We start from the raw sequence: 14055 nt of genomic DNA, 5'->3' as shown, positions 1-14055 counted from the left end.
GTATCGGCTACCTTTACTTCCATGTCGCAGCCTTTATCTCGTGATAACCACACACAAATTCCTGCGCGTCCAGATTTAATTCGCTTAGGCCTCGGAATTATTGGCATCGGCACTTCAGGTCCATTGATTGCCATGAGCGCAATGCCAGTACTCACCTTGATCTTCTGGAGAAATCTAGGTGGATCGATAATGACTGCGCCATTTGCACTACGCCATCGCATCGATCGGACAGGTGCAAAATGGGCAACATTTGCAGGAGTCGTTCTTGCACTTCACTTCATCGGATTCTTTCTCGCTATGCGAATGACAACTGTTGCTGCAGGAACTGCCCTCGTTGCACTTCAACCAATATTTGCGGCGCTCTTTGTAAAGCTAACTGGTGGAGATATTCCATCACGCGCATGGATGGGAATGTTTGTTAGCTTCGGGGGAGTTCTCTTGATTTCCGGAGTCGACCTACAAATCTCATTTAGAGCATTTCTCGGTGACTTAGCAGCGATTATCTCTGCAGCGCTAGCGGCTGTTTATATGTTGGTTGGGTCAAAGGCCCAACAGACTTTAGAAACTTCAACATATACAGCGATCTGTTATTTCTTCTGCGCCATAACTGCGCTACCAATGGCGCTGATCGCCGGAAATCAAATTTTTAACTTTGAAGCGCGTGAATGGTGGATCCTGCTGGGACTAATATTTGGCGCACAGTTCCTTGGCCACACCATGTTTAACTCGGTGCTGAAGAGAGTTTCACCCGCTGTCGTTTCATTGATCGTATTCTTTGAAGTTCCAGTTAGCGCGATCCTTGCAATGTGGTGGATGGATCAACGTCCACCTCTCGGTGTAGTTCCAGGCATTGCACTAATTCTCTTCGGTTGCGCCCTTGTTGTTCTTCGTACGCGCCCCACAAGCCCTGCAGATAAAGTAGCGACTGAATAATGATCGATTTACATACCCACACCACCGCAAGCGATGGAACTGATTCTCCTTTTGCGCTAGTTAACAAAGCGCTTTCTGCTGGAATCACAGTTCTTGGATTGACCGATCACGATACAACTTCAGGTTGGGCAGAAGCGGTTTCAGCTGCAAGAAAACCAATTTCGCTGGCACTTGGTGCAGAAATTTCTACGCTAACCGAAGATGGAATTAGCGTTCATATGCTCGGTCTACTCTTCGATGGAGAAAATTCTCAGATCCAAGCGATGTTATCTGACGCCCGAGATACCCGTATTCCCAGAATGAAGAAGATGGTTGAACTACTACGTAGCGATGGATTCGCTATAACGATGGAAGATGTAATTGCAGCGACTCCAGAAGGTGCAACTCTAGGAAGACCACATTTAGCCGATGCGCTAGTCAAAAATGGCGTAGTTAAATCGCGAGATGAAGCCTTTGCAGAATTATTAACAAACGATTCAAAGTATTACGTAACCCATGCAACGCCAACACCAGAAGTGGCCATCCGCACAATCGTTGCAGCAGGGGGAGTTGCCGTAATAGCCCATCCCATGGCATCGCGGCGCGGAGATGTAATTTCTACTTCTATTTTTTCAGATTTAGTTGCGGCAGGATTGCACGGGATCGAGATCGATCATCGTGACCACACTTCAAGTGAGCGCACTGAGTTAAGGCAAGTTGCAGCTGAGTTGAATCTAGTAATTACTGGGGCAAGCGACTATCACGGCCAAGGAAAGTTAAATTCATTAGGCGAAAACCTAACTGATCCTGCACAATGGGAGCGGTTGGAATCTCTAGCAAGTCAACGAAGGGTAGTTACGCCATGAATATTGCTGAAGTCAGCACCTTAACTTTCTCTATTCAAGCATTCGTTACTCTCTTGGTGATTTTAGATCCGCCAGGTGCCACCCCAATTTTTCTTGGCTTAGTTGCTGATAAGAGCAAGCGCGAGCGAATTCAGCTGGCATGGCAAGCAGCGCTGGTTTCCTTAATTGTTATCGCCTTCTTCTCAATCTTTGGACGTTTCATTCTCGAATACATGAACGTTTCCATCGAAGCTCTGCAAGCCGCTGGTGGTTTATTGCTTCTTTATGTCGCGTTAGAACTTCTCACCGGCAGAGATCTAGGTGAGACCGATGGTAAAGATAAGAACATTGCCCTTGTACCTCTAGGTACGCCGTTATTAGCTGGCCCTGGGGCGATCGTTGCAACGATGATTTTCGTCCAACAAATCGAGACTCCTGCGCAAAGCCTCGGCTTAATTGCAGCAGTAGTTGCAGTACACGTTGTGATTGCTATTTCACTTATGGCTTCGACAACAATCCTCGGAATCATTAAAGATTCTGGAGTCACTTTGTTAGCGCGCATCGCCGGCTTGCTACTCGCTGCTATTGCAGTGCAGATGTTGGTTGATGCGATCAAAGCCTTCACCGCGCAGTAGCGAGCAAAGATAATTTATGACAACGCAAATACTTGAAGATCCCCGCGGACTCTTCTCACCCGAAACAATGGCCTGGAAGATTCATTCAGATCCCGCGATGGCAGTCGGTGGAATCCGAGCCCTTCTACAGCAAGCACTTCATCCGATTGCCATGGATGGCGTGGCAAAGAATTCAAACTTTCGCGAAGATGCGTGGGGCCGCTTACAACGCACCGGTGACTATGTTTCAACGATTACCTTTGGTGAGAGAAGTCAGTCACAAGCCCTTGCTGCACGGGTGCGAAAAATTCATACTTCTCTTGGTTTAGATGATCCTCATCTGCTTCTCTGGGTGCATATGTCGATGGTCGATTCATTCCTTGATATCGCTCGTCGCTCGGGTATGGCGATTAGCGATCTGCAGGCTGATCAATATGTATCTGAGATGGTTTTATTCGCAGAGTTAGTTGGAGTTCCAACTGCCGATGTTCCAGCAAATATGGCAGAGATGCAGCGCTACTTTCAGAATATTGCTCCAGAACTGCGCGCATCTGATGATGCAAAGAGAGCAGCGCTATTTCTAACCATTCCACCAATGCCAAGCGCAGTTAGATTTGCCACCCCTGCAGCTCCTGCCTGGGCTTCGCTTGCACTTCTTGCGGCAAGTTCTCTTCCGCAATGGGCGCGCAAGCTTTATGGAACTCCGCAGATACCTGGTCAGAAATTGATTACCGATATTTCACTTAAGGCAGTTCGTTCAACCTTCGGAGTAATTCCTGAAGTTTTGCTCGCGCCACCCATATACAAGCAAGCGTTAGTTCGCTGGAATTCTGTGGCCGCATAATGAAGGTTCTCTCAATAGCCAATTCTGCAGGTGGTGTCGGGAAAACAACTCTGGCGCACTGTCTCGCGGTCTCATTTACTGAATTTGGTAAGAAGACTTTGCTGATTGATCTAGATCCCGCTGGCGCACTGACTTTCCGACTGGGTTTTGAAAATCCGCGCACATCAATCGCAGATTTCTTGAGCGGAAGCAAGATAAATGATTCAAACTTGGTAACAACTTCAGAGAGATTTGATTTCATTCCTGCCGACTCACGACTCGTCGCTAATTTCTCGGTAGAAGCACTTTCCAATGTTCTATCTAAACTTCCCAAGAGCTATGACGTAGTTATCTTGGATCTACCAGGATCTTTATCTCAGCCTTTATCTATGGCGCTTTCCGTATCTCAACTCGTAGTTGTACCAGTAAGAAATAACCTGCACTCACTCAGAGGCTATTTACAGATCAAATCAATTTCGGCAGGAGTTGAAGTTAAGGCTCTAGCGATCGGTGAAAACACACTAATCGCTCCGGCAGAGCTAATTGATGAGCCGCTCCTTGAATCAACTGAGTTAGAGGCAGCTGCCGCAACCAAGCTTTCAATTTTGACTCATGACAAGGCGAGTGAAAGTGCAGAAAGCTTTAGAAACGTTGGCTACTCAATACTGGAAAAGTTAGGGCTAGAGTAGTTAAGAAGTAAATTTCTTGGTGCGGGTTCGTACCCGAGCGGTACGGTCTTCGCTCTTCTCTTTTGCCATCTTCACTTTAGTTGGAGAGGACTTTGCTGGCTCTTTTCTTGGAGCTTCACTTACTGGCTTAGATTTAACCATTCGACCGCTAGAACCTGCTGGGATATTTAACATTTCATATAGGTGCTCTGATGATGAGTACGTCTCTTCAGGTTCACCTAGGCCCAGAGTTAGCGCAGTATCAATCATCTTCCAGCGCGCTAAATCATCCCAGTCAACAAAAGTTACGGAGATTCCATCTGCACCAGCACGAGCAGTGCGGCCGATACGGTGCACGTAAGTTTTTTCATCTTCCGGGCATTGATAGTTAATTACGTGAGTTATTCCATCAATGTCGATTCCGCGAGCGGCTACATCTGTTGCAACTAAAACATCAGATTTACCGGCCTTAAAGTCGTTAAGGGCTTTCTCGCGCGCGCTCTGTCCAAGATCGCCATGAATTGAAGCAGCGCGGAAGCCACGTTCTGCTAAATCATCAGATGTCTTCTGGCAGGTGCGCTTAGTACGGCAGAAAACGATGGTTGGTCCGCGGCCATCGGCTTGCAGAATTCGCGCCAACATCTCGATCTTATCTAGGGCATGTGCGCGTAGAACATATTGCTTGATGCGAGAGACAACCGCGCCCTCATCTTCATTATCTTGAGTGCGAATATGAATTGGTTGGTTCATGAACCTACGCGCCAAAGCGATGATATCTCCAGGCATTGTTGCTGAAAAAAGCATGGTTTGTGCGCGGTTTGGAGTGCTCGTGAAGATCTTTTCTACATCCGGAAGAAATCCTAGATCGAGCATCTCATCTGCTTCATCTAGAACAACGCGAGAAACTTCCTTTAGCTTTAATTGTCCTTGGCGATAGAGATCTAAGAGTCTGCCTGGTGTACCTACAACTATCTCAATGCCTTTTTCGAGCGCTTCGATTTGTGGTTCAAAGGCACGTCCACCGTAAACAGCTAAGGTGCGGATTCCGCGGTTACCGGTTAACTCTTCAATATCTTTTGTTACTTGCACACAAAGTTCGCGCGTTGGAACAACAACAAGAACCTGGGGCAGCCCCTTTGCAACAAGTGCATCCCACTCTTTATCCAGCGGTGCGATTACTCGTTCGATAAGGGGAATACCAAAAGCCAACGTCTTGCCAGTGCCAGTCTTTGCTTGACCGATTACATCACCATCGCCGAGTGCGATTGGTAGAACCATCTCTTGAATTGGAAAGGGCGATTTGAAACCATGTTCAGCAAGAGCCGCTTGAGTCTCAGGACGCAGCGGGAGATCGGCAAAAGTTATAGACACCTTAGAGAGCGCCGAAACCAACGCGACGATCTGTTGCGACGCCGATATCGACGAAACCGATCTTGTCGCCAGCAACGATGATCTCGTGGCCACGTGAATCTTGGAGATTTAAGGCGGTGCCGCCTGCCAGTGCTGCAGCGACAGCGCTCTTTACCTCAGCAACAGAGGAGTTAGTCTCAAAGACAAGATCTGTTGCAATGTTTGCTACGGAGATGCGCACTTGGGTTGCTGCGCCTGAATCACTCTTCTTTGTACTCATGTCCATATCCTATCGGCAAATCCATCATAAAGATCTGCCAGAAATTAAGCGATAAGGCGTGAGTTAATTACCGCCAGAGAGCGGGAACCCTGAAATTCCGCGCCACATCAAATTCTCAACGAGTTCAACGGCCTGTTGTCTAGTTAATTTGCCGTCACGTTCTAACCAGTGGCGAGCAGCTACTTGAACATAGCCAATTAAACCTACGCCAAGGAGCATTGCGACATCTTTAGGAAGTCCAGTGTCATTTGAAATTACAGCGCTTACTGCAGCTGCACAATCGTAGGTCATGCGATTTAAACGCTCACGAACTTGTGGTTCAACGCTCATATCGCTTTCGAACAAGAGGCGGAATGCTTCACCCTCATTTTCGATAAATTCGAAGTAGGCAACCACCGTGGCATGTACACGCTTTGCGTTATCTGGAGTTGAAGATATTGCCTTTTGAATTTCGTAGACCAGAGAGTCAATGTGAAGGTCTAAAACCGCTAAGTAAAGATCTAATTTCGATGGAAAATGCTGATAAAGAACCGGCTTGCTGACATTGGCGCGATCTGCGATCTCATCCATTGCAGCGGAGTGGTAGCCAGCTGCAGTGAATACTTCTAGCGCCGCGTTTAAGAGAATTGCACGACGCTCATCGCGTGGCAAGCGGGCTTTGTCGCCTTTTGAATTTAGATCAACAGTAGTCATTGCGCATATCGTAGAGGCAATACTGGCAAATGCGAAAGAGAGATATGCAGTTGAGAGTCGTTTGCAGCAAGAAAGTTATCGAATTGGCACTCAGCCGATGGCTACGGCAGAATACGAACCATGACTTCACAGCGCGATTCAATACCAGCGTTAGTTTCACCCGGCCCTGCGCTAACTGTTGATGAAGTTCGCCGCTATAGCCGGCATCTAATTATTCCTGATGTTGCTATGACGGGTCAGCAACGGCTGATGAATGCAAAGGTTCTTTGCGTAGGCGCAGGAGGACTTGGTTCGCCAGCCCTTATGTACCTAGCTGCAGCCGGAATCGGAACTCTAGGAATAGTTGAATTCGATACCGTCGATGAATCTAATCTGCAGCGCCAGATAATTCACGGTCAATCCGATATTGGAAAGAGCAAAGCGCAATCTGCGAAAGAGAAAATCTCAGAGATTAATCCTTATGTAAATGTGATTACTCATGAAGTTCGACTTGATGTTACAAATGTGAAGGAAATTTTTGCGCAGTACGACATCATTGTTGATGGAACAGATAACTTTGCAACGCGCTATCTCGTAAATGATGCCTGCGTTTTGTTAAAGAAACCTTATGTCTGGGGCTCGATCTATCGCTTTGATGGACAAGCGAGCGTTTTCTGGGCCGAATACGGACCTTGCTACCGCTGTCTATACCCAGAACCTCCACCTCCTGGAATGGTGCCAAGTTGTGCCGAAGGTGGCGTACTAGGAGTTCTCTGCGCAACCATTGGATCTATTCAAACTACGGAAGCGATAAAGGTCATTACTGGAGTTGGCGAACCGATGGTTGGCTCACTCATGGTCTATGACGCACTTGAAATGTCATTCCGCAAAGTAAAGATTCGCAAAGATCCGAAGTGTCCATTGTGCGGTGACAATCCAACTCAGACTGAGCTTCTCCCTGATTATGAAGCATTCTGTGGAACTCTGTCAGATGCTGCAGAAGTTGCAGTTAAAGAATCAACAATTTCTGTAGGCGAACTCAAATCTAAGATGGATAATAAAGAAGATTTCTATCTTATTGATGTGCGCGAGCCAAGCGAGTTTGAAATTGTTCGTATCCCAGGTTCGCATCTGCTACCTAAACAAGGATTTTTAGACGGAACCGTTCTGGCAGATCTTCCGCAAGATAAACCAATTATTTTGCACTGCAAGAGTGGGGTACGTTCGGCTGAATGTCTTGCCATCCTTAAAGGAGCAGGTTTTTCAGGCGCTTCGCATGTTTCTGGTGGAGTCATCGCTTGGGCCAAGCAAATCGATACCTCTCTGCCGGTTTATTAAAGAGCAGCGTTAATGACAAAGTCTTATTCGGGTTATCGCGTGCTGCTTGTTCACGCACATCCCGATGACGAGACGATAAACAATGGCGCGACTATGGCGCTTTATGCAGAGCTTGGCGCATCTGTAACGCTCGTGACCTGCACGCGCGGTGAAGAAGGCGACATTCTTGTTCCAGAGTTAACACATCTAGCAAGTGGCGCAACAGATAAGTTAGGCGAGCACCGAATTACTGAACTTGCCGATGCAATGAACGAGTTGGGCATAACCGATCACCGTTTCTTAGCTGAAGGTAAGAAGGTTTACCGAGATAGCGGAATGATGGGTACGGATCCAAATAACCGCCCAGATGTTTTCTGGCAGGCAGATCTCGCAGAAGCAACGCAATATCTCGTATCGGTAATTGATGAAGTTAAGCCACATGTCTTGATTACCTACGATGAAATTGGGGGATATGGCCACCCCGATCACATACAGGCTCACCGGATTGCGATGTTGGCGGCGGATGAATCGATTTGGCAGATTCAAAAGATTTATTGGAACACAATGCCAAAATCGGTAATCGCCGAAAGCATGGCAAAGATGAAAGAGCTTGGCTCAGATTTCTTCGGAGCTGAGAGCGTTGATGATCTCCCCTTTGCAAAAGATGATCACTTTGTAACAACGCTAATCGACGGTAATTCACAAGTAGAGAAAAAAATGGCGGCGATGAAGGCCCATGTAACTCAAATTTCTACCGATGGCCCTTTCTTTGCGCTATCAAATAATTTAGGGCTTCAAGTCTGGGGCGACGAGTATTACACCTTGGTTCGCGGTGATAAAGCAGAGCCATTTGATGAAAATGGTAGAGAGCGCGACATATTTGCCGGAGTCAAACTTTAAATGAAGATAATTGCTTCTCTTGTCGCGGGGGCAGCAGCCGGGGTTGCCGCAGTCTTTCTACATCTTTTTCTTCCACCTTTTGGTATCGCCTTAGCGGTCGTTGGAACCTTTACCGCTATTTGGGCCGTTGGTAGAAGTTATGGAAAACGCAAATATAAAGTATTAGCAACGCTGGCTTGGATGTTTATCTTCACTCGCGGTGCATCTTTCGGAAATGGAAATGAGATCTTTATCCAGGGAGATTCTTTAGGAAACTATTTTCTAGCCTTCTCATTTATTGCAATTATCGCAGCACTTCTTTTACCAGCGAATTAAAAATGGTCAGTTAGACCAAGCCCAGCTCTGACCTTCTGGGTTATCACTTACGACTATTCCATCGCGGGCTAACAAATCTCGAATGCGATCGCTCTCGCCCCAATTCTTATTTGCACGGGCCGTTGCTCGGCTCTCGAGTAAGGCAGATTGTTCAGAAGTCAGCGGCTTAACCTCGACCACTCGTTTCAAATCTAAGGCAAATACTTGGTCGGCGTAGTTAAAGATTTCACGCTTCTGCACCGAAGTAAGTAATTGATCTTTTTCTATAGCGCGCAATCTCAGTAAGGCGCGGGGAGTATCTAAATCTGCAAGCAAGGAAGAATGAATTTCGGAGTCAAAACCAATCGTTTCTGAGTTGCCCCAACTAGCCATTGCGCTACGCCAACGGTTAAGGGTTGAATTAGCTGCACGTAGTGAGTCCCAAGTTAAATCCATTTGCGATCTATAGCGGTTCTCCATTAGCGCCAGACGCAGCGATAGTGGATCTAAACCTTTGGAAATTAGATCTTCGACAAGTACAACGTTATTGGCGCTCTTTGACATCTTGCGACCTTCAAAAAGCAGATGTTCTCCATGGACCCAAAGGTCCACCGCTTCGCCTCCGATAATGGAATTCGATTGCGCACGTTCATTTTCATGGTGTGGAAAGCGAAGATCAATTCCACCAACATGAATATCTACGTGTCTATCCAAAAGATCAAGTGACATCGCTGTGCACTCAATATGCCAACCAGGAAATCCGCGACCCCAAGGTGAATCCCAAACCATTTCACTGCGGTTGCCGGCTGATTTCCAGAGCGCCCAATCGGCGTGGAACTTCTTTTCTCCATCTTCTGAGTATTCGTAGCGATGTCCGGGCTTTAGCGAATCAAGGCGATTGCCACTTATTGCGCCATAACTTGGAAAGGACTCGGCGCTGAAATAGACCGAGCCACTTTCGCTGACATATGCGCTTCCATTTTCAATCAGCGTTTGAATACTTAAAAGCATCCCTGGAATAGTTTCACTTGCTCGTGGGTAGCTCTTGGCAGGTGCAATATTTAATCGCGCGATATCGGTATGAAACTTCACTTCGTATTTGCGGGCGATCTCAAAAGGATCTACTTTTTCCAATTTGGCTTGGCTAAGCATTTTATCTTCGGATTCAAAATCCTCTGACATATGACCAACATCGGTTATGTTCTGAATCAGTAAAACTTCTAGCCCAGATAATTTGAGAGTCCTTGAAATCAAGTCAGCTAAGAGAAATGTCCGCAAGTTACCAACATGGGCATCGCGATAAACAGTTGGCCCGCAGCAATAGATACGAACAGGTCTGCCTATGACATTTACTGCCTGCAGGTTGCGGCTCTGGGTGTTGTAGATAGAGAAAATACTCATTTGCTCACATCCGAAAGAACGCGGTAGTTATAGAAGTGATGGAAGCGAAAGCCCATTGATTTATAGAGCGCCAGCCCTGCACCGTTTTCGCTATCTACCTGTAGCCCAACTTTGGTTGCACCATCACCTTTGGCAGCAGCCATCAAGGCGCGCATTAGCAATGTGCCAATACCTTTACCTCTAAATTCAGGGTTAACAAATACGCGAGTAGCCAGCGACCATTTTCCAAAAGTTGCAATTCTTCCGATCGCCACAGTCTGGTTATCAAATTTAATTTCCGCATAATGAGCTGGGTAGTTTCGCATAATACGCTCGAGCTGATGGTCAGATTGAAGAGCAAGCCATTCTGGCGTTGGCTCGGAAGTGATCACAATTTGAAAATCGACACTTTCAAGATCGAGGTTATCTGGAATGTCGTTGATTAAATACTCTGCACCGATTTTTACTTTCCATCCAAGGCCAGCTAAGTAATTATCAAGTTCTTCGTACAGAGGTAATGGCAATGTAAATGTTGGAGTTAAATCTTTTTCTTGGTAAATCTTTACTACTTCATCAACTGCCTTGCTTAGATCTAAATTAGGTTCTCCAAATGGAGCAGCACCTGTGGGTAGAACAGAATTTGCGCGCATAGTGAAGCCATCAGAAATTCTCAACCGCCATTTGCCAATTTCCTTAATTTCATCTGCTGGCCAAGTTAAATCAGAGAGATGTTCTAGCTCTTGAATTCGTAGCGAGAAAGGAGCGCCCGTTCCCGCGCGATCGGGTAGTGGTCTAATTTCGCGCCAGATAGCAATCTCATCTTCTGAGAAGGAAATTATCTGACCCTTGGAGTTAAGTAACTCGTTTACGCCATCGCCGCAGCGCTGCAGAATCCCGACGACATCCCTAAAGCCACCCGTTGCTTCGTGCAGCCGTACTGTGACTCGAGCGCCAATTGCAGCAGCCAGGTTAGGTTGCGATTTCTGGCTAGATGGGCTCATGTCGTTACTTTAATCGGGCGTTGGCCCAAGTGCATGGTTAGAATTAGCGCCATCGCAGGCTCTGAACACCCAGAGCGATGTGGACTTTATTTGGAGGAACTCTCGTGACCTACATAATTGCTCAGCCGTGTGTTGATATCAAAGACAAGTCTTGTATCGAGGAATGCCCGGTTGATTGCATCTATGAAGGTAACCGCATGCTTTACATCCAACCCGACGAATGCGTCGACTGCGGCGCGTGCGAACCAGTCTGCCCAGTAGAGGCGATTTACTACGAAGATGATGTTCCATCACAATGGAAAGATTTCTCAAAGGTAAATACCGAGTTTTTCGTTGAGCTAGGTTCACCAGGCGGAGCGGCCAAGGTTGGCCTTACTAATAGCGACCACCCAAATGTGGTTTCGCTTCCCCCTAAAGAATAATTTCTAAGAGACGCTGATTCCCTTTATCCACTGGAAAAACGATGCGTGAAAAACTGCCGGATTTTCCATGGGATGCGCTCGCCCCATATTCTGAAATCGCACGTCAACATCCAGATGGTGCGATAGATCTTTCGCAGGGAACTCCAGTTGATGCGACTCCGCAACTTATTCAAAGCGCACTTAAAGAAAGTTCTGATTCGCCGCGCTATCCCGTGACCGCCGGAACAAAAGAGTTACAAGAGGCTATTCGCAATTGGGCGATCAACCACTTAGGTGCAACGGGAGATTTCGATGTACTTCCCGTTATCGGATCTAAAGAGTTAGTTGCTTGGCTACCAACTCTTTTACAAAGTCAGAAAGTTATCTTTCCAGAAATCGCATATCCAACTTATTTAGTTGGAGCGTTACTTGCGCAATCAGAACCTATTGCAGTTGGTATCGATGCAGCGACTTGGCCGAGCGCGGATTTTGCATGGGTAAATTCACCATCTAACCCAACAGGGCGCGTGCACTCTGAATCCGAACTCCGCGCAACGATTAACTGGGCGCGTAAGCAGGGTGCAACGCTGGTTTGCGATGAGTGTTATATCGACTTCGGAGATACCGCTACGCCAACTTCTCTTCTGAAATACACAGATGGCGATAACTCAAATATTTTGGTGGTTCATTCGCTATCTAAACGCTCTTCTATGGCTGGCTATCGTGGAGCATTTTTGATCGGTGATGCAAAGCTAATTTCGCAAATTCGAGAAGTCCGCAAACATGCCGGCATGATGGTTCCGTTGCCAATTCAGAACGCAATGGTGGCAGCGCTAAGTGATGAGACCCATGTAGTTGAACAACGAAATCGCTATAACTCTCGACGCGCATTGCTCGCACCAGCCTTGATTGCAGCCGGATTTAAAATTGAAGAATCTGCCGCCGGTTTATATATCTGGTGCACCCGGTCAGAAGATTGCTGGAAATCTGTGGAATGGCTGGCCAAATTGGGCATCGTCGCAACACCAGGCTCCTTCTATGGTGCTCTTGGTGCTTCACATATTCGAATCGCAATGACTGCAACGGATGCGCAGATATCTGGCGCTGCACAGCGCATTAAAGCGGCGATTTAAATGGCTATTGGAATTCTCTTAGTTGGTGGATTTGGCACTCGCCTTAAGCCGCTAACAAATCAAACCCCCAAGCCAATGTTGCCAGTGGGGGGCCTGCCAGTAACAGAGCACCAACTTCTTGCAGCCAAGAAAGCTGGGATCACAACGGTAATTCTGGCAACTTCGTATCTATCTGAAGTTTTTATCCCTTACTTTGGAGACGGCTCTAAATGGGGAATTAAACTTAAATATGCCGTTGAGAAAGAACCTTTAGGTACGGGCGGCGCGATTCGAAATGCTGCAGAGCTAATAGATTTAGAAGCGGCAAAAGCTGCAGATGAAGAGTTTGTGATCTTTAATGGCGATGTACTTAGCCACCACAGCATTGCTGCGCAGTTAGAGTTTCATCGCAAGAATAAGGCTGATATCACCTTACATTTAATTAACGTTGCAGATGCCCGAGCTTTTGGTTGCGTTCCAACTGATGATCAAGGACGTGTAACTGCTTTTCTAGAAAAAATGGATAACCCAGTAACTAACGCCATAAATGCCGGTTGCTACGTCTTCTCACCGAGCGTCATTGCAGAGATTCCGCTGAATAAAGTTGTAAGTGTTGAGCGCGAGACTTTTCCAAACTTAGTAAATTCGGGACGCCCGGTATTTGGATATAACGAGCAGTCTTACTGGCTCGATATCGGAACTCCGGCAGCGCTCTTTAAGGGCTCTCGAGATTTAGTAAATGGCGCTTTTGCAGCGGGGGAGGGCACCACTTTTGGTCCCGACAGCTTGGCAACTGGTGGTTCGAGTATCGGAGTTAATTGCGATATCGGTCAGGGTGTAACTATTGATAACTCGATCATCGGCGATAACGTAAAGATCGGCGCTGGCGCGCTGATTCGCGATTCATTTATTCTCCACGGAAGTGAAGTTCAAGCAGATGCGCAGATAGTCTCGAAATACTTATCTCCAACGGAAAATTTAGAAATATCACCTGCTTAAGTCGATAAATCACCGAAAAAGTGGTGGATTTGGCGGCAATCTTCGAGAAATGTGCGGATTTTCGAGTCTCAACCTCGGGATCGCACTTGACTAAATGGGATTACAAGCGTGTAATTCGTTCTAGAGAAGCCGACCTCAACACGAGGCTGGCTGCGAAGGTCTTGAGGAGATTAGTCGATGCCGATTCGTCCAGAAGCTACACCTACTGGCAATCCAACAGCCCCTACTGCTGGACCATCAATTAAATTAGCAAGCGGAGAGAACCTAGAGCTCTCTTGGCAAGAACGCGCACTCTGCGCACAAACAGATCCAGAAGCATTCTTTCCAGAAAAGGGTGGCTCTACTCGCGAAGCAAAGCGCGTCTGCCTTTCTTGCGATGTTCGTCAAGAATGTTTGGAATACGCGCTCGCACACGATGAGCGTTTTGGAATCTGGGGTGGACTCTCCGAACGTGAGCGTCGCCGTTTGAAGCGCCGCCCAGCGTAAC

The 14055-nt window shown here is 47.0% G+C and carries 17 protein-coding genes; 12 read left to right on the top strand and 5 right to left on the bottom strand.

Translation table 11 applies throughout. The features are described from left to right. The first annotated feature begins 21 nt into the window (after positions 1-21). Genes A1sIIB106_RS05150 through A1sIIB106_RS05130 form a run of 5 tightly spaced genes read left to right on the top strand, consistent with a single transcriptional unit; the run spans position 22 to position 3883 of the window. Entirely contained in the window at positions 22-933 is a 912-nt protein-coding gene (locus tag A1sIIB106_RS05150) for a DMT family transporter (RefSeq protein WP_095677603.1), read from the top strand. Beyond that, positions 933-1778: a PHP domain-containing protein gene (locus A1sIIB106_RS05145; RefSeq protein WP_095677602.1), complete on the top strand. Its 846-nt coding sequence runs from the start codon at positions 933-935 to the stop codon at positions 1776-1778. The genes A1sIIB106_RS05150 and A1sIIB106_RS05145 overlap by 1 nt, the downstream gene beginning before the upstream one ends. After that, the gene (locus tag A1sIIB106_RS05140; RefSeq protein WP_095671430.1) at positions 1775-2392 is read left to right on the top strand and encodes a MarC family protein; all 618 of its coding nucleotides are present in this window, start codon (positions 1775-1777) and stop codon (positions 2390-2392) included. The genes A1sIIB106_RS05145 and A1sIIB106_RS05140 overlap by 4 nt, the downstream gene beginning before the upstream one ends. A 16-nt stretch (positions 2393-2408) precedes the next feature. After that, complete coding sequence (locus tag A1sIIB106_RS05135; protein WP_095677601.1) at positions 2409-3215, top strand: oxygenase MpaB family protein; 807 nt, start codon at positions 2409-2411, stop codon at positions 3213-3215. Further along, the gene (locus tag A1sIIB106_RS05130) at positions 3215-3883 is read left to right on the top strand and encodes a ParA family protein (RefSeq protein WP_095677600.1); all 669 of its coding nucleotides are present in this window, start codon (positions 3215-3217) and stop codon (positions 3881-3883) included. Before A1sIIB106_RS05135 ends, A1sIIB106_RS05130 begins: the two co-directional genes overlap by 1 nt. On the opposite strand, the gene A1sIIB106_RS05125 is transcribed toward A1sIIB106_RS05130, so the two are convergent. The 3 genes from A1sIIB106_RS05125 to A1sIIB106_RS05115 form a co-directional block, all read right to left on the bottom strand. After that, a complete protein-coding gene (locus A1sIIB106_RS05125) occupies positions 3884-5233 on the bottom strand; it encodes a DEAD/DEAH box helicase (RefSeq protein ID WP_095677599.1) in 1350 nt (449 codons plus the stop codon). Position 5234: 1 nt separating this feature from the next. Next, positions 5235-5492 carry a DUF3107 family protein gene (locus A1sIIB106_RS05120; RefSeq protein WP_190277167.1) on the bottom strand — a complete coding sequence of 86 codons (258 nt, stop codon included), beginning with the start codon at positions 5490-5492 and terminating at the stop codon, positions 5235-5237. A gap of 63 nt (positions 5493-5555) precedes the next feature. Next, entirely contained in the window at positions 5556-6185 is a 630-nt protein-coding gene (locus A1sIIB106_RS05115) for a TetR/AcrR family transcriptional regulator (RefSeq protein WP_095671425.1), read from the bottom strand. A 120-nt stretch (positions 6186-6305) separates the two neighbouring features. Between A1sIIB106_RS05115 and moeZ the strand changes: the two genes are divergently transcribed. The 3 genes from moeZ to A1sIIB106_RS05100 are packed head-to-tail and all read left to right on the top strand — an operon-like array spanning position 6306 to position 8696. Further along, on the top strand, positions 6306-7502 hold the full coding sequence (gene moeZ, locus A1sIIB106_RS05110) for an adenylyltransferase/sulfurtransferase MoeZ (RefSeq protein WP_095677597.1): 1197 nt from the start codon (positions 6306-6308) through the stop codon (positions 7500-7502). 12 nt (positions 7503-7514) lie between these two features. After that, the gene (gene mshB, locus A1sIIB106_RS05105) at positions 7515-8381 is read left to right on the top strand and encodes an N-acetyl-1-D-myo-inositol-2-amino-2-deoxy-alpha-D-glucopyranoside deacetylase (protein WP_095671423.1); all 867 of its coding nucleotides are present in this window, start codon (positions 7515-7517) and stop codon (positions 8379-8381) included. Beyond that, on the top strand, positions 8382-8696 hold the full coding sequence (locus A1sIIB106_RS05100; RefSeq protein WP_095677596.1) for a hypothetical protein: 315 nt from the start codon (positions 8382-8384) through the stop codon (positions 8694-8696). A gap of 6 nt (positions 8697-8702) precedes the next feature. Here the strand turns inward: A1sIIB106_RS05100 and cysS are convergent, their stop codons facing one another. Together cysS and A1sIIB106_RS05090 are read right to left on the bottom strand one after the other, a co-directional pair. Beyond that, the gene (gene cysS / locus A1sIIB106_RS05095; RefSeq protein ID WP_095677595.1) at positions 8703-10076 is read right to left on the bottom strand and encodes a cysteine--tRNA ligase; all 1374 of its coding nucleotides are present in this window, start codon (positions 10074-10076) and stop codon (positions 8703-8705) included. Next, complete coding sequence (locus tag A1sIIB106_RS05090) at positions 10073-11056, bottom strand: GNAT family N-acetyltransferase (protein WP_095677594.1); 984 nt, start codon at positions 11054-11056, stop codon at positions 10073-10075. The genes cysS and A1sIIB106_RS05090 overlap by 4 nt, the downstream gene beginning before the upstream one ends. Before the next feature lie 104 nt (positions 11057-11160). Here A1sIIB106_RS05090 and fdxA point away from each other — a divergent pair, with 104 nt between their 5' ends. The 4 genes from fdxA to A1sIIB106_RS05070 all read left to right on the top strand — a co-directional run bounded on the left by fdxA (position 11161) and on the right by A1sIIB106_RS05070 (position 14054). After that, positions 11161-11478: a ferredoxin gene (gene fdxA / locus A1sIIB106_RS05085; RefSeq protein WP_095671419.1), complete on the top strand. Its 318-nt coding sequence runs from the start codon at positions 11161-11163 to the stop codon at positions 11476-11478. 41 nt (positions 11479-11519) lie between these two features. Then, on the top strand, positions 11520-12590 hold the full coding sequence (gene dapC, locus A1sIIB106_RS05080) for a succinyldiaminopimelate transaminase (protein ID WP_095677593.1): 1071 nt from the start codon (positions 11520-11522) through the stop codon (positions 12588-12590). Then, the gene (locus A1sIIB106_RS05075) at positions 12591-13568 is read left to right on the top strand and encodes a nucleotidyltransferase family protein (protein ID WP_095677592.1); all 978 of its coding nucleotides are present in this window, start codon (positions 12591-12593) and stop codon (positions 13566-13568) included. Between the two features lie 177 nt (positions 13569-13745). Then, the gene (locus A1sIIB106_RS05070) at positions 13746-14054 is read left to right on the top strand and encodes a WhiB family transcriptional regulator (protein ID WP_223299370.1); all 309 of its coding nucleotides are present in this window, start codon (positions 13746-13748) and stop codon (positions 14052-14054) included. Position 14055 lies beyond the last annotated feature (1 nt).

The sequence above is a fragment of the Candidatus Planktophila lacus genome (genome assembly GCF_002288325.1).
Taxonomy (GTDB): Bacteria; Actinomycetota; Actinomycetes; order Nanopelagicales; family Nanopelagicaceae; genus Planktophila; species Planktophila lacus.
The sequence above is the reverse complement of the archived record's forward strand: the minus strand, read 5'-3'. Positions and strand labels throughout refer to the sequence as shown.

Coding starts and splice junctions, on each gene's coding strand:
- A1sIIB106_RS05150 (WP_095677603.1), top strand. CDS start 22: ATGTCGCAGCCTTTATCTCGTGATAACCACACACAAATTCCTGCGCGT.
- A1sIIB106_RS05145 (WP_095677602.1), top strand. CDS start 933: ATGATCGATTTACATACCCACACCACCGCAAGCGATGGAACTGATTCT.
- A1sIIB106_RS05140 (WP_095671430.1), top strand. CDS start 1,775: ATGAATATTGCTGAAGTCAGCACCTTAACTTTCTCTATTCAAGCATTC.
- A1sIIB106_RS05135 (WP_095677601.1), top strand. CDS start 2,409: ATGACAACGCAAATACTTGAAGATCCCCGCGGACTCTTCTCACCCGAA.
- A1sIIB106_RS05130 (WP_095677600.1), top strand. CDS start 3,215: ATGAAGGTTCTCTCAATAGCCAATTCTGCAGGTGGTGTCGGGAAAACA.
- A1sIIB106_RS05120 (WP_190277167.1), bottom strand. CDS start 5,492: ATGAGTACAAAGAAGAGTGATTCAGGCGCAGCAACCCAAGTGCGCATC.
- A1sIIB106_RS05115 (WP_095671425.1), bottom strand. CDS start 6,185: ATGACTACTGTTGATCTAAATTCAAAAGGCGACAAAGCCCGCTTGCCA.
- moeZ (WP_095677597.1), top strand. CDS start 6,306: ATGACTTCACAGCGCGATTCAATACCAGCGTTAGTTTCACCCGGCCCT.
- mshB (WP_095671423.1), top strand. CDS start 7,515: ATGACAAAGTCTTATTCGGGTTATCGCGTGCTGCTTGTTCACGCACAT.
- A1sIIB106_RS05100 (WP_095677596.1), top strand. CDS start 8,382: ATGAAGATAATTGCTTCTCTTGTCGCGGGGGCAGCAGCCGGGGTTGCC.
- cysS (WP_095677595.1), bottom strand. CDS start 10,076: ATGAGTATTTTCTCTATCTACAACACCCAGAGCCGCAACCTGCAGGCA.
- A1sIIB106_RS05090 (WP_095677594.1), bottom strand. CDS start 11,056: ATGAGCCCATCTAGCCAGAAATCGCAACCTAACCTGGCTGCTGCAATT.
- dapC (WP_095677593.1), top strand. CDS start 11,520: ATGCGTGAAAAACTGCCGGATTTTCCATGGGATGCGCTCGCCCCATAT.
- A1sIIB106_RS05075 (WP_095677592.1), top strand. CDS start 12,591: ATGGCTATTGGAATTCTCTTAGTTGGTGGATTTGGCACTCGCCTTAAG.
- A1sIIB106_RS05070 (WP_223299370.1), top strand. CDS start 13,746: ATGCCGATTCGTCCAGAAGCTACACCTACTGGCAATCCAACAGCCCCT.